The sequence below is a fragment of the Tenacibaculum sp. SSH1-16 genome (genome assembly GCF_040104435.1).
Classification (GTDB): domain Bacteria; phylum Bacteroidota; class Bacteroidia; order Flavobacteriales; family Flavobacteriaceae; genus Polaribacter; species Polaribacter mesophilus.
Map to the genome: position 1 here is coordinate 1 of NZ_JBECOV010000015.1, position 21,647 is coordinate 21,647.

At 31.0% G+C, this 21,647-nt stretch carries 22 protein-coding genes; 17 read left to right on the top strand and 5 right to left on the bottom strand.

All coding sequences use genetic code 11. From position 1 onward, the window contains the following. The first annotated feature begins 281 nt into the window (after window positions 1-281). The 9 genes from ABMY20_RS14380 to ABMY20_RS14420 all read left to right on the top strand — a co-directional run bounded on the left by ABMY20_RS14380 (window position 282) and on the right by ABMY20_RS14420 (window position 10,721). Window positions 282-713: a RusA family crossover junction endodeoxyribonuclease gene (locus ABMY20_RS14380; RefSeq protein ID WP_349265616.1), complete on the top strand. Its 432-nt coding sequence runs from the start codon at window positions 282-284 to the stop codon at window positions 711-713. 1 nt (window position 714) lies between these two features. Next, window positions 715-1,350 (top strand): hypothetical protein, encoded by a 636-nt coding sequence (locus ABMY20_RS14385; RefSeq protein ID WP_349265617.1) that lies wholly within the window; start codon window positions 715-717, stop codon window positions 1,348-1,350. A 76-nt stretch (window positions 1,351-1,426) separates the two neighbouring features. Then, window positions 1,427-1,939 (top strand): hypothetical protein, encoded by a 513-nt coding sequence (locus ABMY20_RS14390; protein WP_349265618.1) that lies wholly within the window; start codon window positions 1,427-1,429, stop codon window positions 1,937-1,939. A 35-nt stretch (window positions 1,940-1,974) separates the two neighbouring features. After that, complete coding sequence (locus tag ABMY20_RS14395) at window positions 1,975-2,514, top strand: HD domain-containing protein (protein WP_349265619.1); 540 nt, start codon at window positions 1,975-1,977, stop codon at window positions 2,512-2,514. A 254-nt stretch (window positions 2,515-2,768) separates the two neighbouring features. Next, entirely contained in the window at window positions 2,769-3,794 is a 1,026-nt protein-coding gene (locus tag ABMY20_RS14400) for an OmpA family protein (protein WP_239180305.1), read from the top strand. A gap of 255 nt (window positions 3,795-4,049) precedes the next feature. Further along, window positions 4,050-6,188 carry an amino acid permease gene (locus ABMY20_RS14405; RefSeq protein WP_349265620.1) on the top strand — a complete coding sequence of 713 codons (2,139 nt, stop codon included), beginning with the start codon at window positions 4,050-4,052 and terminating at the stop codon, window positions 6,186-6,188. A gap of 114 nt (window positions 6,189-6,302) precedes the next feature. After that, complete coding sequence (locus ABMY20_RS14410) at window positions 6,303-7,607, top strand: erythromycin esterase family protein (protein ID WP_349265621.1); 1,305 nt, start codon at window positions 6,303-6,305, stop codon at window positions 7,605-7,607. A 113-nt stretch (window positions 7,608-7,720) separates the two neighbouring features. Further along, on the top strand, window positions 7,721-9,562 hold the full coding sequence (locus ABMY20_RS14415; protein ID WP_349265622.1) for a cystathionine beta-synthase: 1,842 nt from the start codon (window positions 7,721-7,723) through the stop codon (window positions 9,560-9,562). 160 nt (window positions 9,563-9,722) lie between these two features. Then, window positions 9,723-10,721: a glycosyltransferase family 2 protein gene (locus ABMY20_RS14420; protein ID WP_173361065.1), complete on the top strand. Its 999-nt coding sequence runs from the start codon at window positions 9,723-9,725 to the stop codon at window positions 10,719-10,721. Here the strand turns inward: ABMY20_RS14420 and ABMY20_RS14425 are convergent. From ABMY20_RS14425 to ABMY20_RS14435, 3 genes are all read right to left on the bottom strand, one after another. Beyond that, window positions 10,713-11,381, bottom strand: coding sequence for a ceramidase domain-containing protein (locus ABMY20_RS14425; protein ID WP_173361064.1), 669 nt, complete (start codon window positions 11,379-11,381; stop codon window positions 10,713-10,715). The genes ABMY20_RS14420 and ABMY20_RS14425 overlap by 9 nt on opposite strands. Before the next feature lie 89 nt (window positions 11,382-11,470). Continuing rightward, complete coding sequence (locus ABMY20_RS14430; protein WP_159616482.1) at window positions 11,471-12,091, bottom strand: L-threonylcarbamoyladenylate synthase; 621 nt, start codon at window positions 12,089-12,091, stop codon at window positions 11,471-11,473. Between the two features lie 3 nt (window positions 12,092-12,094). Then, the gene (locus ABMY20_RS14435) at window positions 12,095-12,595 is read right to left on the bottom strand and encodes a hypothetical protein (protein WP_349265623.1); all 501 of its coding nucleotides are present in this window, start codon (window positions 12,593-12,595) and stop codon (window positions 12,095-12,097) included. 58 nt (window positions 12,596-12,653) lie between these two features. Here ABMY20_RS14435 and ABMY20_RS14440 point away from each other — a divergent pair, with 58 nt between their 5' ends. From ABMY20_RS14440 to ABMY20_RS14450, 3 genes are read left to right on the top strand one after another with little or no spacing between them, the layout of a single operon-like run. Further along, window positions 12,654-13,070, top strand: a complete 417-nt coding sequence (locus ABMY20_RS14440) for a PaaI family thioesterase (protein WP_073181248.1) — start codon at window positions 12,654-12,656, stop codon at window positions 13,068-13,070. A gap of 1 nt (window position 13,071) precedes the next feature. Then, on the top strand, window positions 13,072-13,923 hold the full coding sequence (locus ABMY20_RS14445; RefSeq protein ID WP_349265624.1) for an alpha/beta hydrolase: 852 nt from the start codon (window positions 13,072-13,074) through the stop codon (window positions 13,921-13,923). Beyond that, window positions 13,920-14,957 (top strand): chorismate-binding protein, encoded by a 1,038-nt coding sequence (locus tag ABMY20_RS14450; RefSeq protein WP_349265625.1) that lies wholly within the window; start codon window positions 13,920-13,922, stop codon window positions 14,955-14,957. The genes ABMY20_RS14445 and ABMY20_RS14450 overlap by 4 nt, the downstream gene beginning before the upstream one ends. Window positions 14,958-15,337: 380 nt before the next feature. Here the strand turns inward: ABMY20_RS14450 and ABMY20_RS14455 are convergent, their stop codons facing one another. Further along, entirely contained in the window at window positions 15,338-15,700 is a 363-nt protein-coding gene (locus ABMY20_RS14455; protein ID WP_047789260.1) for a PUR family DNA/RNA-binding protein, read from the bottom strand. 82 nt (window positions 15,701-15,782) lie between these two features. Continuing rightward, complete coding sequence (locus ABMY20_RS14460; protein ID WP_239180323.1) at window positions 15,783-17,537, bottom strand: ABC transporter ATP-binding protein; 1,755 nt, start codon at window positions 17,535-17,537, stop codon at window positions 15,783-15,785. 155 nt (window positions 17,538-17,692) lie between these two features. Between ABMY20_RS14460 and ABMY20_RS14465 the strand changes: the two genes are divergently transcribed. From ABMY20_RS14465 to ABMY20_RS14485, 5 genes are all read left to right on the top strand, one after another. Then, the gene (locus ABMY20_RS14465) at window positions 17,693-18,793 is read left to right on the top strand and encodes a Glu/Leu/Phe/Val dehydrogenase (RefSeq protein WP_047789262.1); all 1,101 of its coding nucleotides are present in this window, start codon (window positions 17,693-17,695) and stop codon (window positions 18,791-18,793) included. Between the two features lie 77 nt (window positions 18,794-18,870). Further along, window positions 18,871-19,809, top strand: a complete 939-nt coding sequence (gene nusB / locus ABMY20_RS14470) for a transcription antitermination factor NusB (protein ID WP_349265626.1) — start codon at window positions 18,871-18,873, stop codon at window positions 19,807-19,809. Window positions 19,810-19,848: 39 nt separating this feature from the next. After that, window positions 19,849-20,316, top strand: a complete 468-nt coding sequence (locus ABMY20_RS14475) for a DUF1573 domain-containing protein (RefSeq protein ID WP_047789264.1) — start codon at window positions 19,849-19,851, stop codon at window positions 20,314-20,316. After that, window positions 20,316-20,636 carry a preprotein translocase subunit YajC gene (gene yajC / locus ABMY20_RS14480; RefSeq protein ID WP_047789265.1) on the top strand — a complete coding sequence of 107 codons (321 nt, stop codon included), beginning with the start codon at window positions 20,316-20,318 and terminating at the stop codon, window positions 20,634-20,636. The genes ABMY20_RS14475 and yajC overlap by 1 nt, the downstream gene beginning before the upstream one ends. A gap of 81 nt (window positions 20,637-20,717) precedes the next feature. Further along, a complete protein-coding gene (locus tag ABMY20_RS14485; protein ID WP_349265627.1) occupies window positions 20,718-21,647 on the top strand; it encodes a hypothetical protein in 930 nt (309 codons plus the stop codon).

The following is a 21,647-nucleotide window of genomic DNA, read 5'->3' on the forward strand; positions in this document are numbered from 1 at the left end:
TGTTGACCCGATTAGGCTTCGTGTGTTGACCCGATTAGGCTTCGTGTGTTGACCCGATTAGGCTTCGTGTGTTGACCCGATTAGGCTTCGTGTGTTGACCCGATTAGGCTTCGTGTGTTGACCCGATAAAAAAGTTACACTTTTTTATCTTACTTTTTTTATATTTGAATGAATAAAAATTGCTAAAAGTTCCATTTATCCTACCGTAAAAAGAATATAACAGTAATTTTATTACGTATATAAGCTAGTTTTAGCTGTAATTTAAGAACCTCATAAATTTTATGTATAATTTTATTTTTAAAGAGAAGCCAAAATCCTATAACAGTCTTAAAGGAACTAAAAAAGATAATTACAAAATTGCACTTGAAAAAGCATTCAAAGCATTTTACGCAAATCATTCATTGTTGAAAGGACATCTATACGCTACAATTTATTATTTCTTTAATAAAAATTTCCATTTAGATGTAGACAATTTAAGCAAACCTGTTTGGGATTGTTTAGGTGGTTTACTTTATGATGATGACAAACAAATTAGAATAAGGACTGCTGGAAGCTTAAACTTGGAATTAGAAGATTATAGTGTAATTGATGTTTCTGGTTTAAGTGGAGACTTTGTTTTAAAGCTTTTAGATGCCTTCGAGAATGAGGAGCATATTGTCTACATAGAATGCGGAAAATTTCAACCTTCAATGTTTAAATTTAATATCGAGTAGTATGGAAATCAAAAAAAAGTATCTTTCAAAATATCTGCACGATATTGCTATTTTACAAATAAAAGAAGATTATGAAAATAGAGGATATGAAGTATATCTTGAAAAAAGAATAGGAAAATATATTGCAGATATAGTTGCAGAACGAAAAGATGATAAAGTTGTATTAGAAATTAAAACAGGAAAAATGACCAGTGAAAGGCGTAAAAAATTATCGTCTATCGCTGATTACATCAAAGAAAGTGGCGAATATAGATTTATGGTTGTCGTTGCTACACCACCTAAAGAAAAACGGCTTGAAATTAAAAATTTTGAAGAGATTTTATGGGACTATCTTTTTGGAAATTTACCTAATGAAATTTATATACTTTCTACTCATTCTCGTATCGATGAAATAATCGAAATTGATATAGATGAAATTGAAATTAATGGTAATGCCATATTTGTTATCGGAGACGGAGTTCTAAGCGTTGAACTGCAATACGGTTCAGATGGTGACCAATTAAAAGGTGATGGATTAAAAATGTTTGACTCTTATCCATTTAATTTCAAATTTACATTAGAATATGATACTGACAAGAATTTGAAAATAACTGAAGTTCACAATTTTGAAGTTGACACAAGCTCATTTTATGAATAAAAAACTACCTACAACAATGACTATAAGTAATTGCTTGTTCTCGCCTACTTTTTATCCTTTTGAACAATAATATGCTATGCTAAAAAAACTCTTTCGTAAAAAGAAACTATCTGATATTTATTCTAATTACGAAAAAAATCTACGACAAGGGAAAGACTTTTTTGAGGGTATTTCTCTTAACAGGAAAAAATATAAAACTCAAGTTTTAAAACTATTTAGAGAGGCTATTGAAAACAAGGATAATGATAAACTTACCTTTTGTATTACCATGTGCTTTTATGATGGTACTGATAATGAGTATATAAATGTTTTTGAGGAAATTATTTTAGCTGAATGGCATGAAGAACATGAAAATATTGTTGATATAGTTAGAAGTTTTAAAGATGATAGGTTTACTGAGCCTCTAAAAGAAATTGCTGTAAAAGAAGAGATTTACAGAAAATATGATGATGAAAACGAATCAACTTTAAGAAAATGTATTCATGCATTGAAAGCTATAAACTCCCCTAAAAGCAATCAAATAATAAAGGAGTTAATAGACAGCGGAAATGAAAATGTAAGATATGCCTTAGAAAACTATAAAGATTAAACAAGTTGTAGCCTATTAATAGAAAAACACCTCAAATGACACAAGAACTATATCAAAAAGCAATAAAATTTGCTGGAGAAAAGCACAAAGATCAAAAAGTTCCTGGAACAAATTCTAACTATTTGCTACATATTTCTAACGTTGCTATGGAAATAATCTTAGCATATAATGCAAATAACAATTTCGATTTAAATTATGCTGTTCAATTAGCGCTACTCCACGATACATTAGAAGATACTGATACCAACTTTTCGGAGTTATTGAACATGTTTGGAGAAAAAGTTGCTAATGGAGTTCTAGCATTGACTAAAGATAAAAACCTAGATTCTAAAAAAGAGAAAATGACAGACAGCTTGAACCGAATAAACAAACTTGAAAAAGAGGTTGGAATGGTAAAATTAGCAGACAGAATTACAAACCTTCAAGAACCACCAAAACATTGGAAAAAAGATAAAATTCAACACTATTTATCTGAAGCTATCGTAATTAATGAAGCACTAAATAACAAGAATGAATATTTAAATAAAAGATTAGAAAATAAAATTGCTGAATACAAAAAGTATACTACTAAATAAGAATAACTTATTATTAAACTCTCCCGAGAAATAACTATAAAATTAATCTTTATAATGTTTAACTGTAGTAATAAACTCTTAATTACAAATATAACCTACTTTCAATCTCAAGAAGATGTAAGAAACTTCAAAAAACCACTAAAATAATTAATAACATTAAACTAAACTTAAAAATATTATATTTAACTCCATAATTAACAATCACATAAAAGCTGTTATTAACAATTAGAAGCCAAACTTAAATAAGAATTACAATGAAAAGAATTTACTCAATCTGTTTGTTATCAATAATTACTTTAATTTCATGTAAAAATGAGAAAGAGACTTCCAAAAACAACTTAGATGAAGTTGTTAATAATGAAGTTACAACCAAAGAAAAAAAAGAATTAAAGAATAACACTAAAAAATTTTCTTGGAAAAACATAATTGAATCTAAAGTTGATATTGGTGCATACCCTTATATAACACCACCAAAAGGTATGTTAGTAAATAAAAATACTAGCAGCACAGAGTCTTATGACTTTCACAAACTTGAAATGTTTGACGGTAATTCATTTTTTGACATAGAAGGACGAGTAGATAAAATGGGAATTATGATGGATGGAAATCAAAAATGGAATCAATACTATTTTGATAAAAGCATTAAAGACTACTTAACAGCTATTGGCGCTCAACTTATTTTTGAAGGAAAAATACCTAATGAACTTGTAAATCAAAAAGGAGAAAGCGTAAACGATCGTTATACTTACTTTAATAATTTTTATGTTGGAGATGTTGTAAACCATCCTATTCGTATGTATGTATTAAAAACACCAACTAAAAAAATAGGAATTCAAATCTATTCTGATGTGGCTAATGCACAAATTGGAGTTGTGGAATCAAAAGAATTTGAACAAACAATAGAGAAAATAACAGCAGATAAAATCATAAATGAAATAAACACTAAAGGCTTTGCTACATTACATATTAATTTCGATACTGGCAAATCAAGAATTAAAGCTGACTCTTACGAAATAGTGAGTGAAATATCTAAAATGTTAAAAACAAATCCCAATTTAAAAATAAGTATTGAAGGACATACTGATAATGTGGGTAATGAAGGTTTTAATATGAAACTATCTAAAAACAGAGCCAAATCTGTTCTTATGTCACTCGTAGATGAAGGTATTGAAGAATCAAGACTAGAAAGTAAAGGCTTTGGGCACACGAAACCTATAGGTAATAACGCTACAGAAGAAGGAAAAGCACAAAATAGAAGAGTTGAACTAAGAAAAATTTAAAGAAATATCGTGTAAGCAGTATAAAAACTGCTGCTTACACAAAACACAAGATATTATAATTTATAAAAAACCATTGGGACCTCATCCCAATAAAAACTGTACTTCTCTACTATCAAACTAGTATTTGCAACAAAAAAATCTCTAAAAGAGCACATTACAAACATTACCTTAACCAAATAGCACCTAAAAAGTGTAATTTTTTTCATATCTTCTCATGGTCTAACCACTTAATAATAAGCCTTAAACACAAAAGCCATGAGGAATAAACTAAAAAAAGACTTAGGATTATTTGATGTTTTTGCCATAAGTACTGGAGCCATGTTTAGCTCTGGTTTCTTTTTACTACCAGGAATCGCCTCACATTATACAGGCCCTTCTGTATTTTTAGCCTACTTACTTGCAGGTGTATTAATACTACCTACCATGTTTAGTATTGCTGAAATATCAACAGCCTTACCACGATCAGGAGGTGCTTACTTTTTTTTAGACAGAAGCTTAGGTCCACTTATGGGAACTATTGGCGGACTAGGTACATATTTTGCTTTAATGCTAAAAACAGCCTTTGCTATTATTGGTATTGGTGCTTACGCCGCTATATTTTGGGAAGTTCCTACCAAGGTAGTTGCTATCATAGCCACTCTTTTTTTTATGGCATTAAACTTAGTGGGGGCTAAAAAAACCTCCGCTTTTCAAAAGGTGTTTGTCATATTCCTATTAGTCATTTTAATTGGTTTTATTGCAGATGGTCTTTTTTCTATCTTCACCTCAGATACTATCACCAATGAATCTATTAACAAACAATTTACTCCTTTCTTTTCAAACGGATTTGGAGGAATGTTTACTACCATAGGTTTTGTTTTCGTTTCCTATTTAGGGCTCACTCAAATAGTAAGCGTTGCAGAAGAAATTAAAAACCCTGAAAGAAACATTCCTTTAGGCATGATACTTTCTTTAGTCGTTACAGGATTAATTTATGGTTTGGGTGTTTTTATTATGGTAACTCTTATTGAGCCTACTGCCTTTGCCAACGAATTGGCACCAGCTGCTACAGCTGCAGAACAACTTTTTAAATGGCTACCCGATAATGTGGGAGTCTTATTAATGTCGGTAGCTGCACTTGCCGCTTTTGCTTCTACAGGGAACGCAGGACTATTATCTGCATCGCGATACCCGTTTGCTATGGGACGCGATAAACTGTTTCCTGCTATTCTGGCTAGAATTGGTAAAAAAGGAAGTCCTGTAGTCGCTATATTTTTAACTACAGCATTAATTATTGTATTCATTCTACTACTATCAGAAGAAGGTATTGTAAAGCTTGCTAGTACGTTCCAATTATTGATTTTTATCTTTATTAACTTCTCTGTTATTGTTTTTAGAAAAAGTAAAATAGAATCATACGATCCAGGGTATTTATCTCCATTATATCCGTTTATGCAAGTTGTCGGAATTATCATTTCATTCATCCTTATTATTTATTTAGGATGGATGCCAGTGCTTTTTACCTCTGGTATTATTGTTATTGGGGTACTTTGGTATCATTTCTATTCCAAAGGAAAAGTAAAACGAGAAGGCGCTATTTTTCATTGGTTTGCGCTTTTAGGGAGGCATCAATACGATGAATTGGAAAATGAATTAATGACCATTTTAAAAGAAAAAGGACTCCGTGAAGGTGATCCGTTTGATGAAACCGTAATTACATCGAAAATAAAAATACTTAAGGATACCACTAACTTTGACAAGGTCTTAAATATCGCTTCCGATTACTTTTGTAGAGAGTTAGACCTCAACAAAGAAGGTGTACTCCACAAATTTTTCCAGTCTATACCCGATGAATCTGTCATCACTTTACCAGGTATTTTAGTTTTTCATGCCAAGTTTAAAAGTGTTTCGCATCCATCCATGAAAATTGTGATTTCTAAAAAACCAATTGAAGGAACACTTCCCTCTGAAGACTATGAGTTTAAAAAGCCCATACAAATCTGTGCTTTTCTAATTAATTCTGATGAAAACCCAAAACAGCAACTCCGTATGCTATCGAGACTTCTTGATATTTTAGAACGAGAGCAAATCGTAAAAACCTTGCTTAAAATGAATAGCCACAGAGAGATTAAGGAGTTTTTACTACAAAACGAGAGATTTGTAAGCATCAAACTACTCGAAGGAACTCCGCAAGACACCATGATTGGAAAACAGCTAAAAGAAATTCAGTTACCAAAAGATGTTTTAGTGGCTTTGGTTGAAAGAAACGACAAAACGTTTACGCCTAACGGTTCAACTGTTTTACTAACAGATGATGTACTCACCATACTTGGAGAAACCAAGTCTATCGCAAAACTGTATAAAGAATATATGAGTTATGAAATAGATAAACTGGATACTGAAGAGACTTCTTAATTTTTGGTTTGGTTCTAATTTTTAAACGGTTATCTTCGTTATATTTAATATATCTATTTTAATAAAGTTGTATTAACAAAAAGTGTTATTTAATTTTTATAAAAAAGTTTAAAAATGAAAAAGATTCTTTCAGTTTTTATATTTATTTCTCATTTTCTTATTTACTCTCAGAATAAAGAAACCATCAATTGGCTCAACATTAACTCCATAGAGATTGAAGATGCAAACCCTAACTCTAAACTTACAATTTTTAAACAAAATACACCTAATAAATTTTCCAATGCAAAAATTTATGGATTTGGAGAAGCATCTCATAATACAAAAGAGTTTTTTAACTTAAAAGCTAAGTTTTTCAAACATTTAGTAAAAACGCAAGGTATAAAAACTTTTATAATGGAGGAATCTTACCAAGCTGAAAAAGGCATAAATGAATGGATAAGTGGAGGTAAAGGAAATATTAAAACGATTGCTAAAAATTTTAATACTGGTTTTTGGTACACCAAAGAAATTGTAAATCTTTTACAGTGGATAAGAAATTACAACTTGAATAAACCAAAAGAAGAACAAATTCGTTTTTATGGAATGGATATCCAACTAGGAAAAGGTATTAATCATGAGGTACGTCATTTTATTGAAAAAAATAAAGTCCCTATTGACGAAAATATTTTAAAAGTTGTAGATAATTGTTCAAACAAAAAAATAAATTATAGTAAACACTCTAATTGGTGGTTAGCTCAAATCCCTAAATTATATAAACTAAAACAGCAAATATTAAATTCAAAAATAGAAAGCAACCAATCTAAGCTTGTTATTAGAAGTTTAGATTATTTAATAAAACATACTCAATATGCATCAAAAATTAAAACCAATTACACAGAGACAACTGAATTTAGGGATTTAAAAATGTTTGAGAATGTTAAATGGATTTTAGAAAATAGTTCTAAAAATGGAAAAGCCTTTATTTGGGCTCATAATGAACATATAAACAAAAAAGAAATGTATGGCTCTGGTAGTGGTATAACTAATCTAGGTAAGTATTTGAAGAATTATTATAAGAAGGACTATTATAGCGTAGGTTTTGATTTTGGTACAGGAAGTATAAAAGGTTATGTAATAGACAAAAAGAAAGGAAATCATTGGAAAACTTACCACATAACAAAACCGTTTCGAAAAACTTATGCTAAAACACTGATGTCTGTAAACAAAGAAATTTATTTTATTGATCTTCTTCAAGCTATCGAAAATGAGCCAACAAAATTCTTTAACAAAAAAAACAAACACTTATTAATAGGAGCAGGAGGATACCAGCCTAAACCGTTATATAAAATTATGATTAGTAAAACATATGCTGAAACGTATGATGGATTAATTTTTATCAAAAAAATATCAATTCCAAACTATAATTTAACTGAAATATAAAACAATCTTCAACTATTAACTTTACAAATGACTTAACAATAAAACTCCCCTCTACTCTCTTTCTAAAAAAATCTAATTAACGTATCTTGCAGTCTTATTAAAAGACACCTATAATGCAAGACAAAAACTTACATACTTATATAAAAAATGTTGTAGAAAATATGCCAGCAGATTGGTTAAACTTAACCACACATAGACTGGATATTTATGTAGAAAAGCTAGCGAAAACTCAGTTTTTAGATCAGTTTGAAGATTTGTATAACAACAACAATGCTACTGCTTCATCTCTAAACGAGTTACCAACTGCATACGATTATATTCGTTTAGGGCATCCATTATCATCTGTATTAGAATGGACGATTGCCAAACTATACAACACTAAAGCAGCAAATGTAATTAGTTTTTCATCACAAACGGTTCCTGTTTTGGCTGTGTTAAGAGCGAATTTATTTGCTAATAAAAACACGCAAATAGTGTATACCAATGAAATTCCTAGCTTTTTTGATGCTGAAGTAATTAAAAATGTATACGGATATCAATTTGAACTAAAAAAAGTGGATAGTGTTGAAGCTATTCCTGAATTTGATGGTAGTACCGTATTGATTGTTGAACAAGAAGCTATTTGCAACTTTACGATTGTACCAAACGTTGATTTTTACATCAACACACACACAGAATTAGGAAGCTTTTTATTGGTAAACGGAGAGCAAAACGATTCTTATATTTCAGACATTCAACATGTAAGAAGAAGAGAAACTATTGCCATGACTCCTGCTAATTCGTTTAAAGCGTTAAAAAACCTTATCGATGAGCCGTATGAGGTTACAGTAACTGACGTAGCACAAAACAAAGCAAAGGTTGAGAGACTCATCAATGAGATTACCAATACCAGCACAAAAGCGTTAGTAGCTTCAAGTGGACTTTCAATACAATACGCCATTTTAATGGGATTGATTGACGATGCTCTTGAAAACCATAAGGGAAAAACGATTAAAATTGTAGTGCCTCCAAACTGTTATGGTGGTACAAACGACCAAGCGAGACGTGTTGCTGCTTGTTTAAACAACGTAGACATTGTTGATTTACCTGTTGATGGAGACAACGACATGGTAGAGAGCATTGATACCGTATTAGCCAACATTGCAGCACAAGATGCGGTTCCGTATATCATTGCAGAAATTCCGACCAACCCAAGAGTAGAAGTACCTAACCTTACCGATTTAAGAGATGTTTTAAGTAAAAAACGTACGACTCCAACGGGTGAAACAGCCGTTGATCCTGTGTTTATTTTAGACCAAACTTTCTGTCCGAATGTTCACTTTTTAGGAGATACAGACATGTTAGCCAATATTAGAACTATTTCGTTTGCTAGTGGATCTAAATTCCCTAGTGGTGGAAAATGTACTGCTGGATACTGTGTTGGAAATAAAACAACCAACGCGTTAATCAAAAAAATAGAAAAACACTTACATATTTGCGATAACGAGGCTACACCGCTTCAATACGAAATATTAGCTGCACAAATGCCTTCGATGACGCAACGAATTAGTGATGCTTATAAAAATACACGTGAATTTGTAAACTTTATTCATGAAGTATTACCTGGTGCTAAAATCAATTTTGTTTCAGAAGAACTAGCTGCGCAAGGATTTACACCATCAGTATTTTCGTTAGACCTTCCTACCAAAGGGAATACTGCGGAAGAAAAAGAAGCCTATAAAAGAGCCTTAAACTTAAAGCTTATCAATTTAATGATTACTGAAATTCCTAATGAAAGTAAGTATTGTGTAAGCTACGGACAGTTAAAAGGTTGTTACTGGACAATTCCTGCAACCTCAACCCAAGGAACTACCAAAGAAGGTGATAAAGATTATATTGCTCGTGTAGCACTTTCTCCTAATATGGATTTAGCGCTTCATAAAAAAGTTTTCCTTGATTTTGTAAAAAGTATCTAAGAACCACAAAACGTCATTTCAACCGTAGGGAGAAATCAAAAAAGATTCAGCATAACTAAATCTTAACGATTGGAATTTCTCTATTAATAAATTTCTCCCTTCGGTCGAGATGATTCTTTTTGATCTACAAAATTCATTTATAAACTGTAAATTTACCGTCTTGAAAATAGCTATCGTCATATTAAACTGGAACGGAAAAAAGTTGCTTGAGCAATTTTTACCTTCTGTCATAACTTTTAGTTCAGAAGAAGCTGAAGTGTATGTTGCAGACAATGCTTCTACAGATGATTCTATTGCATTTGTAAAGCAACATTTTCCTACTGTAAAAATTGTACAGAACTCAGAAAATGGTGGTTATGCAAAAGGTTACAACGATGCGTTACAACATATTGATGCAGATGTATATTGTTTGGTAAATTCTGACATTGAGGTTACCAAGAACTGGTTAACTCCCATTATTGATACTTTTAAAAAGGAACCTAATACGGCAATTATCCAACCGAAGATTTTAGACTTTAAAGATAAATCGAAGTTTGAATATGCAGGAGCAGGTGGTGGCTTTATTGATGCTTTTGGGTACCCTTATTGTCGTGGTCGTTTGTTTAGCGACTTAGAAACTGATAACGGACAATTTAACGATACTACTGAAATATTTTGGGCGTCTGGAGCTTGTTTTTTTATCCGCTCTGAAGTTTTTCATCAACTACAAGGTTTTGATGAAGATTTTTTTGCGCATCAAGAAGAGATTGATTTGTGTTGGCGCGCTAAAAATAGTGAGCATACTATAAAATATGTAGGAGCATCCACTGTATATCACGTAGGTGGGGCTACATTAGACACGTTAAACCCGAAGAAAACCTTTTTAAACTTCAGGAATAGTTTACTCAACCTAGTTAAAAACTTACCCTCTGCTAAATTATTCCCAATTATTTTTTCTCGTTTAATCTTAGACGGATTGGCTAGTGTTAAATTTTTATTGGAAGGGAAACCTAACCACTTATTTGCTATTTTAAAAGCTCATTTTAGTTTTTATATGCATCTTCCTAAATTCATAAAAAAGAGAAAAGAATCTCCTAAAAAACCAAATTACTACGAGCACACATCTGCGGTTTGGCAGTATTATGCTAAAGGAAGAAAAAAGTTTACCGAATTACGTTAATTTTTGCTCGTCCTTATAGATATAATAGAGTAAAAAGAAAACTGCTATTCCGCCGAAAGTATGCCATAACCAGTGCGTTCCCATGGGCAATACAACTACTTTATTATCTAATGTCCTAAATAGTAAAGCTATTCCAAAAACTGCTCCTCCATATACAATGTATTTTACATTTCTCCAACGGGTCTTATAAGCATACCATATTAACGGGGTTATTACAGCAAATGCTGTTACTGCATATCCAAACGATGTTCTATATCCTGAAGGTATTGGTAAAAATCGTGGAAAAATAGACACTAAAAGTATAGCTACAATTATCGCTAATCGTTCCCACCATTTCTTTTTAATTTTTCCTATGAAATAAATAATAGCTCCTAAACATACAATCATGATAGGAACCCAATCTAACAACAACCAAAATTCATGACTTCTTGTACCGTGAAACATGGTACCACCTATCCAACTGATGAATATTACTGGAATGGCAAACAAAAAAAATGGGTATTGTTTAGGGTTTTGATAAATTCTTCTTCCGAAGTAAATCAGTAGAACAATAAAAATTAAGTTGCTAAAAGTATTGAAAGGCTCAACAGGCAATCTGCCTGCTATGGTTTCTTGATATATTGGTCCGCTGTCGTTGGGGAATCTATCCAGTAAAAACATATATCCTTTTTCTATTCTATACTAAGATAGGGATTGTGTTTTTAATTAAAAAGTGGTTTTGTAAGATTTCAACTAAACTTATTTTATTATTACAAAATATCTAAGCTTCCTTTTCCTTCACGAATTACTTCTGGTTCATCGGTTGTTAAATCGATTACAGTAGATGCATGGTTGTCTCCGTATCCTCCATCAACCACGATATCAACAATATTCTGCCATTTCTCGAAAATTAATTCAGGATCGGTTGTATATTCTAATACTTCATCTTCATCATGAATAGATGTAGATACAATCGGATTTCCTAAAGCTGCTACAATGGCTCTTGCTATATTATTATCGGGTACACGAATACCTACTGTTTTTCGTTTTTTATAAGCTTTTGGTAGTGAATTACTACCAGGTAACACAAAAGTATATGGACCTGGTAAAGCTCTTTTTAAAATTTTATAAGTTGCAGTATCTATTTGCTTTACGTAATCAGATAAATGGCTTAAGTCGTTACAAACAAATGAGAAGTTGGCTTTTTCTGGCTTTACTTTTTTTATTCTTGCTACTTTTTCTAGTGCTTTAGTATTGGTAATATCACAGCCTAAACCATAAACAGTATCGGTTGGATATATAATTAACCCTCCATTTTGTAAAACTTTTACAATTTTTTCAATCTCTTTTGGATTTGGGTTCTCATTATACAGTTTTATAAATTGTGCCATAGCTTAGTAATTATCAAAGTCAAAATCGTCTAGGCTTTCAAAGTTATTAAATTCATCATCAATTTCATCATCTATATTTTTTGAAATATCTTCTGCCTTAAATTCTTTTTCTGGAGCTTGATCTGGGATTTCTCCTACAGATAAGATCACTTTTGTTTCTGTAACTTCTTCATTTGACTGTTCTATTACCTCTACATAAAACGTCCACATTTGTAAGAAATCGTACACATAAATCAACTTATCGTGTTGGTTTGGTAAGGCTTCATGCAAAATACATGTTGCCATTGAAATTCCTTCTCCTGCTTCTGACATATTGAATAAAGGAATTTCTTCACCTTGATTCCAATCTTCATCGGTACGGTAAAAAGATGCCATTTCTTGTCCGTTAAAACCAAACGCTTTTGCAATATCAAAGTGTAGGTTTTCTAATGAAGCTTTTTCGTTTACTAACAGGGTTCGTATTACATCTTCTTTCGTATCTAAAATTACGCGTACTTTATACATTCTATCATTTTTTGTCAGTACAAAAATACGTATTTTTGGGTGATAATTTTTAGTTACCATGAATAAGCAAGCATCTCTTACAGTCTTAAACAGTTACAACAAAAACACCTTGATGGAAACTTTAGAAATAGAGTTTGTTGATGTAGGAGATGATTTTATTACAGCAAAAATGCCTGTGACATCTAAAGTACATCAACCCTATGGAATATTACATGGTGGTGCTACAGCTGCTTTAGCAGAATCGGTTGGTAGTTGTGCTTCTGCATTTTTTTTAAGAGACTCTAATAAAATTATCAAAGGAATTGAGCTGAGTATCAATCATGTAAAAAGTAAGAGAGAAGGACATGTTTTCGCTACTGCTAAGGCAATTCATAAAGGTAGAACTACACATTTGTGGGAAGTGAGAATTGTTGATGAGGATGACAATTTGATTTCACTTTGTAAGATTACCAATATTGTTTTGGATAAACAATAGCATGAAATTGCTAAAAAAAATCTTGAAAATTATTGGAATTGTACTCTTTGTGCTTTTCCTTGTTTTGTATTATTTATTCTGGAATTTTTCTGCTCCTAAATCTGATGTAAAAGTACTTGAAAAATTTTCAGGAAGCTCTGCTACTCCTGTCCTTACTTATGAAGACTTTAAAGGTTTTAAGTACAGAAAACTTTCAATTATAAAAGATACTACTTTACCTACACTGGTTTTTGTTCATGGAACAATAGGTTCTTCTAGCGATTTTGTAAAATATATAAAGGATAGCGCATTACTTAGCAAAACTAATATGATATCGTACGACAGAATTGGCTACAATTATCAAGACAAAAATCCGGTTCAAGAAAGTATTGCTTTTGAACGTGACATGTTGAAGAACATTTTACATAATATTAATCCCGATAAAACGATTCTTGTAGGCTATTCTTATGGAGGACCTATTGCCTTAGCTATACAAGAAAAAGTTAGAAAAGTAATTTTGCTGGCTCCTGCTATATATAGTGAAGTAGAACCCATGCCATGGTCTTTAAATTTATATAAATGGAAAATTACTCGATGGTTGGTTCCTCCAATATGGCAAGAAGCGAGCAAAGAAAAGTTATCTCATAAACAAGATTTACAACTATTTGAAAACAACTGGAAATCTACTCCTAACAACATAGTAAGTATCCATGGAACTAATGATTGGATTGTACCTATTGAAAACTCTTTATTTTTGAAAGAGCAATTTCCTGAAAATCAGCTTGAGTTAATTAGCATTCCTGATGCTGGTCATGGATTTATTTGGAGTAAATTTGACACGATTAAAGAACATTTAATACAACAATTAGATTGAGTATTTTTTTAAACATAAAAGAAGCCTTCAACAAAGAATTACCTTTTGTTACTTACAAAAAACCTAACAGTTCTATAATTAAAGGGAGGTTTCAACAAAACAACGACTTAATTACCTCTGAAAATTATAATGAGAGTGGATTTATTTTTGCTCCGTTTGATAGCAGAGAAAAAGCTATCTTAATTCCTAGAAATCAATCTACTTGTGTTGAAGAAAAAGTTACTATTGACGATACTCAAACTAACAACACTAATCACGCTCCTGATGCAGCTTCCGAAGAGAACCACATTCAACTAGTTGAAAAAGGAATAGCCGCTATTAAAAATCAGCAGTTTAAAAAAGTAGTTCTTTCCAGAAAAGAAAAAATTGAGTTATCAGATTTCAGCCTTATTAATACTTTTCAAAAACTTCTGAATAACTACCCAACAGCTTTTGTATATGTTTGGTATCATCCTAAAATTGGGTTATGGTTAGGAGCTACCCCAGAAACTTTAGTTAGTATTAAAGATAAAAATTTTACTACTATGGCTTTAGCGGGAACACAAGTTTACAATGGCACAACTAATGTTACTTGGCAGCCAAAAGAATTAGAAGAACAACAATTTGTAACTGACTACATCACTGATAGGTTATCTGATATTTCCTTAAACATTACAACATCTGGTATTGAAACTATAAAAGCGGGTAAATTACTCCATTTAAGAACCATTATTAATGGAAAGTTAAAAACGAGTACTGCTTCTTTAATCAAAAGCTTACATCCTACCCCTGCCGTTTGTGGAATGCCTTTAGAGGCTTCAAAACAATTTATTTTAAATAATGAGAACTATCATAGAAGCTTTTATACAGGTTTTTTAGGAGAATTGAATACAGACAATAAGGAAAGTCATTTATTTGTTAATCTTCGTTGTATGGAAGTTTCTAACAACACTGTGTATATTTATGTTGGAGGTGGAATTACAAACGACAGTAATGCTATAAAAGAATGGCAAGAAACAGTAGCAAAAACTACTACTATGAAAAAAGTTTTATAGGAAAAACACCTACTCTACAAAATACTTTACCCCAAAACAAACATAACCTACTGAAATTCAGTTTTTTTTTATTATATTTAGGTGAACTCAAAACTCGCTTTCCTATGAAACAAAAATTACTTAGGATTAACCAGCGTGAAGACAAACTTAATAGTAGAGTGGGTAGAACTTTAACTTATAAGCAGCTGGTTGAATTCGCATCAAAACTACCAAACAAAATAAAATCGCTTATGTAAAAAATAAAACCACCAATTGCTGTGCAACAATTGGCAGTTTTCTAAGTGTAAATTGAATTTGAATTGATTTTTTTCTGCACATTATCATCTCTAAACACAAGTAATATCACTTGTGTTTAGAGTTATGCATAACAGTTTCTTCTGTTAAATATCGTCGAAAGAAACGTCTGTAAAGCTTTCTGTAGAAGCTACTTCTGTAGTTACGTTTTCTTCTTTTTTATAGTCTTTTTGATGACGTTCACTTATAACTTCAGATCCTTTTTCGTTTACAATAAAGTCTGTTGCCTTGTTCAACATCTCTTTAAAATCACTAAAATCCTCTTTATATAAGTAAATTTTATGTTTTTGATAATGAAAAGAACCATCATCATGAGTAAACTTCTTACTCTCAGTCACTGTTAAATAATAATCATCTGCCTTTGTAGATCTAACATCAAAAAAATATGTTCTTCTTCCTGCTCTTAAAACCTGTGAAAAGATTTCCTCTTGTTCTACTCTCTCGCTCATAATTCGTTACTTAAAATAATAGTTGGTTATTTAAATTTTCTCAACAAATCTAACAAAATATTTGACTTGACAATACGAAATGCTATATTTCTTTTTCTAAAAGCTGTTGTTCGTATAAATCTTTATAATACCCTTTTTCTTTTACTAATTGATTGTGAACACCTTGCTGAATAATCTTTCCTTCATCTAATATTATTATTTTATCTGCATTTTTTGCAGATGATACCCTATGGCTTATTATTATCGTTGTTTTATCACTAGAAACTCTTTCTAAATTTGATAAAATTTTCTCTTCAGTCTCAGTATCTACAGCTGATAGACAATCGTCAAAAATTAAAATTTTAGGGTCTTTTATAATAGCTCTTGCTATAGAAGTTCTTTGTTTTTGTCCTCCAGAAAGCGTAACACCACGCTCTCCTAAAATAGTTTTATAGCCTTGTTTAAAGTCAATAATATTATCGTGTATAACCGCATTTTTGGCTGCTTCAATAATTTCTTCTTCTGTAGCATCTTCTTTTCCAAATTTTATATTGTTTTCAATGGTATCTGAAAACAAGAACGGTTCTTGCGGCACAAAACCAATTTGGTTTCTTATGTCATATAAATTGCAGGTTTTAATATCTTTTCCGTCCATTAATACAGTCCCTCCTGTAGTATCATACAAACGTGAAACTAAGTTGATTATAGATGACTTACCACTTCCTGTTTTTCCTAATATTGCTAGTGTTTCTCCTTTTTCTACCTTAAAACTTACATCTTTTAACGCTGTGATATTTGTGTCTTCATAGACTAAAGAAACATGATTAAACTCAATATCTCCTTCAATGATAGTTTCTCCTTCATTTGCATTTTCAATTTCAGGAACTTGTTCTAAAAATTCATTAATTCTTTCTTGAGAAGCTTCAGCCTGCTGCACCATTGAAGTTACCCAACCAACTACAGCTACTGGCCATGTTAAAATATTTACATACATAACAAAAGCACCAATGGCTCCTACTTTAATTTCTTCATTAATATATAAAGTACCACCAACATACAAAACAATGATATTACTAATTCCTATTAATAAAATCATTAATGGAAAAAATAACGCTTGTACTTTATATAGGTTTATATTTTTATCTTTACTAGCATCTGCCAACGTATCGAAGTTATTAATCACAGCGCTTTCTATTGCATATGATTTTACTACATTAATACCAGAGAAAAACTCCTGATTAAACGTTGTTAATTTTGAAAGGTATTGCTGAACTACTGTACTTCGTTTATTAATTTGCTTGCTTAAAATAAATACTGATACTGATAAAACAGGAAAAGGTATCATTGTATACAAGGTGAGCTTTGGTGATATTGCATACATTTGAGTAAAACCGACTGCAAAAGACACTAACATATTTAATGAATACATGATGGCTGGTCCAAAATACATACGAACTTTAGAAACATCTTCACTAATACGGTTCATTAAATCACCAGTTCTATTTTGTTTGTAAAAATTAAGTGACAGTCGTTGATATTGCTGATAAATTTCATTTTTTAAATCAAACTCTATTAATCGAGACATTACAATTATAGTTTGACGCATTAAGAATGTAAAGAAACCACCTAACAGTGTTACCCCTACTATAAGCAAAATATTTGTAAAAAGGATGCTTTTAACTTCTGATATTTCAGTTATTTTACCTAATTGATAATCTTCCACAACATTTAAAGAAGTTAACACATAATTAGGCACTTTTAATGTAAATATTTTAGCTAATACAGTTATAAAAACTCCTAATAATAACCTCCATTTGTATTTAACAAAGTACTTGTTTAAGTATTGTAATGCTTTCAATTCTATTTTATTATAAAAATTAAACTTTATAAAAGGGTCTTGTTAAAGATACCTTAATTGAGACCTCTTTTTTTGCTTATGTTTTAACGATTTCTTACTTTTGTTATCTAATTTTTGAGATTACCCAAATCATCTCAAATAAAAAAACAAAACAAATGACATCAGAAATCATTGATACTAAAGATCTTAAGAATGACCCAGTGTTCGGTCAGTTATCTTTTGACAATCACGAGCAAATCGTTTTTTGCAACGACGAAGATACAGGTTTAAAAGCAATTATCGGTATCCACAATACAACTTTAGGGCCTGCTTTAGGAGGTACTAGAATGTGGCAATATAGAAGTGAATGGGAAGCTTTAAACGATGTGTTACGTTTGTCTCGTGGTATGACTTACAAATCTGCTGTTACTGGATTAAACCTTGGAGGTGGTAAAGCAGTTATTATTGGTGATGCTAAAACTCAAAAAAATGACGCTTTAATGCGTAAATTTGGTGAGTTTGTTAATTCTTTAAGTGGAAAATATATTACTGCTGAAGATGTAGGAATGGAAACCCGTGACATGGATATAATCCGTGAAGTTACTCCACATGTAACAGGTGTTTCTGAAAGTATTGGAGGCTCTGGAAACCCTTCTCCTGTAACAGCTTATGGTGTTTACATGGGAATGAAAGCTGCTGCTAAATACAAGTTTGGAACTGATAACTTAGACGGTAAAAAAGTATTAGTTCAAGGTGTTGGTCATGTTGGAGAAACTTTAGTTAAACACATTACCGACGAAGGAGCTCAAGTTATTTTAAACGATATTAACGAGGCTCGTTTAGAAGAATTAAGTAAAAAATATGGTGCAAACGTAGTGTTAGGAAATGACATTTTTGGATTAGATGTTGATATTTACGCTCCATGTGCTTTAGGTGCTACTATTAATGATGAAAGTATCGCTCAATTAAAAGCTAAGGTAATTGCAGGTGCTGCTAACAACCAATTAGCAAATGAATTAAAACACGGTACAATGTTAAAAGAAAAGGGAATTGCTTATGCTCCTGATTTCTTAATTAACGCTGGTGGAATTATTAATGTATATGCTGAAGTTGTTGGTTACGATAAAGCTGAGAGCTTAAAAAGAACTGAAAACATTTACAATACTACATTAGAAATTTTTAATTTATCAGAAAAAGAGAATATCACTACACATCAAGCTGCTTTCAATATTGCACAAGCAAGAATTGATGCTCGCAAAAAAGAGCAAAATAGCTAGATAAAAAATAAAAAAGTTTTACTTTTGCAGAGCGTTAGAAATAGTTTCTATCGCTCTTTTTTTTAAAGTTCTTTAGAATGATTAACAGAAGACATATTCGTGTTAAAGTAATGCAGTCGGTTTATGCGATGCAACAATCGCATAGCGATGATTTAGTTAAGGAAGAAAAATTCTTAAAACACAGCATTCAAAAAATGTACGATTTGTACGTTTTAAACCTTCAATTATTAGTTGAAGTACAAAAATTAGCTCGTAAGAGAATAGAGCTTTCTAAAAAGAAAATACTAGCTACAAAAGAGGAACTCAACCCAAATACAAAATTTATAGACAATAAACTTTTAAACTCACTTAATGAAAGTGTAAGTTTAGAAGGGTATGTTGAGCTTAACAAGCTTAATTATTGGGATATTGATGATGAGTATGTGAAAATCTTATTAGATGAATTACAAAGAAGTGACCTTTACAAAAAGTATATGGACACTGTTGAAAACTCTTACAACATAGATAAAGCCTTTGTCATTGACTTTTTTAGAGATATAGTAGCCCCTAATGAAAAGTTAGCTGATTATTTTGAAGATCAAATGATTTCTTGGGTTGATGATATTCCTTTTGTAAATACTTGGATTCTTAAATCTTTAAACAAACAAAAAGCAAATAAGCCTTTCATATTAGGTAGTTTGTATAAAGACAATGATGATAAAGTTTTTGTTTCTGATTTATTTACAAAAACAATGTTACATCAACACAAATACGAAGAGGACATTAAAGAGAAAACTCCTAACTGGGAAGCTGATAGGATTGCTGATATTGATATGATTATTATTAAAATGGCTATTACAGAATTTTTACACTTCCCTTCAATTCCAAGTAGAGTTACCATAAATGAATATATTGAGTTAGCAAAAGATTATTCAACAAACAAAAGTGGTTACTTTATTAATGGAGTTTTAGATAAATTAGCCAAAGACTACCTAGGTTCAAATAAGATGGTTAAAATAGGTAGAGGTTTATTATAATAAATTAGTATTTTTACATCAAACTAAAAATATTTTAAAATGAAGAAAATAGCAGTAATGGTAGCATTTGTTGTTTCTGCAGGAATGTTAGTTTCATGCGGACAAGGGAATGCTTCATCAAAAGTTAAAAAAGAAAATCTTGAAAAAGCAGAAAAAAGAGATAGCTCTATAGGTTTAGGAGCTCCTGTGATTTCTTTCGATAAAGAAGAATTTGACTTTGGTACTGTTAACGAAGGTGAAGTTGTTAAAACCACTTTCGTAGTAACAAATACTGGTAAGAGTGATTTAATTATTACAAATGCGCAGGCATCTTGTGGTTGTACTGTTCCTGAATGGCCAAAAGAAGCTATTGCTCCTGGTAAAACAGGAAATATTAAAGTTAGCTTCAATACCAATGGTAGAGTTAACAAACAATCTAAATCTATTACTTTAACTACCAACACAGAAAAAGGAAGAGAAATTATTAAAATTTCTGGAATGGTAACCCCAAAAAACAATAACTCATAATGTTCGAAACTATCTTCTTACAAGCTAGCTCTCAAGAAAGCTTAATGAATATGCTTCCTTTTGTAGCAATGATTGCTGTTTTTTACTTTTTAATTATTCGTCCACAAATGAGACGTCAAAAAAAAGAAAAACTATTTCAAGCAGAAATTAAAAAAGGAGCTAAAATAGTTACCACCAGTGGAATTCATGGTAAAATTGTAGAAATTAATGATACCGATAACACCGTTACTATTGAAACAGGAGCTGGTAAAATAAAGTTTGAACGTTCAGCCATTTCTATGGAAATGAGTAAAAAACATACTTCAGAAGCTAAAAAATAAAAGAGATTTATTTTATAAAAAAAGTGGGCTTAAGAGCCCACTTTTTTCTTTTTTTAGTAGATTGCACTAATAAACAATTTCTTGAAAACAAAATTTAACATACCTAAAACATTTTTTGGCTTTTTAACCGTATCTATATTTTTCTGGTTGCTTATTAATTTATCAAAGGAGTATAATACAACTATAGTATATGATATTGAATACACACAACTTCCGCAACAAAAAACATTAATAGAAACACCAATAAAAAAAATTCCTTTAAAATTAAAAAGTAGTGGATACAATCTTTTAATTACTAGTATTAACCATACCCCCATTAAACTAGACCTAAAAAAAGCTTCAAAAAAAAGGGGTACAAATTACTATTTTTTATCGAAAAACCTTTTTAATGAAATTCAAGAACAACTAAAATCAAATATTGAATTAATTAAAATAGAAAAAGACACCATTCCTTTAAAAATTGGTTTTCTCAGCTCAAAAAAAGTTCCCTTAAAACCAAATTTAAACATTTCTTTTCAGCTAGGATATGACTTTTCTAAACCCATAACAATTGTACCTGACAGTGTTTTAATCTCTGGTGATGAAGCCTATGTTACTGAGACTAATTTTTTAAATTTAAAAAACATTACATTAGAAAACTTATCTAAAAATACTAGTATCAATTCTTCTATTATTTTACCCAAAGACTTAAAGCTTAAATTGAGTCATTCTACTGCACAAATTAACATTGTTGTTGATAAATTTACAGAAGGTGAAATTGAAGTTCCTATTTTTGTTAAAAATGCACCCAAAGGAATTAATATATTCCCCAAAAAGGTTAAGGTTATATACAAAGTGGGCTTGCAAAACTTTAATGACATTACCTCCGATTTATTTATAGTTGAATGTGATTATTTACAATCTAAAAAAAAAGAAATAAACTATCTTATTCCTAAAATAAAAGACATCCCTAAAACGGTAGATTTAGTGAGGATAGTTCCAGAAAAAGTTGATTTTTTAATATACAAATAG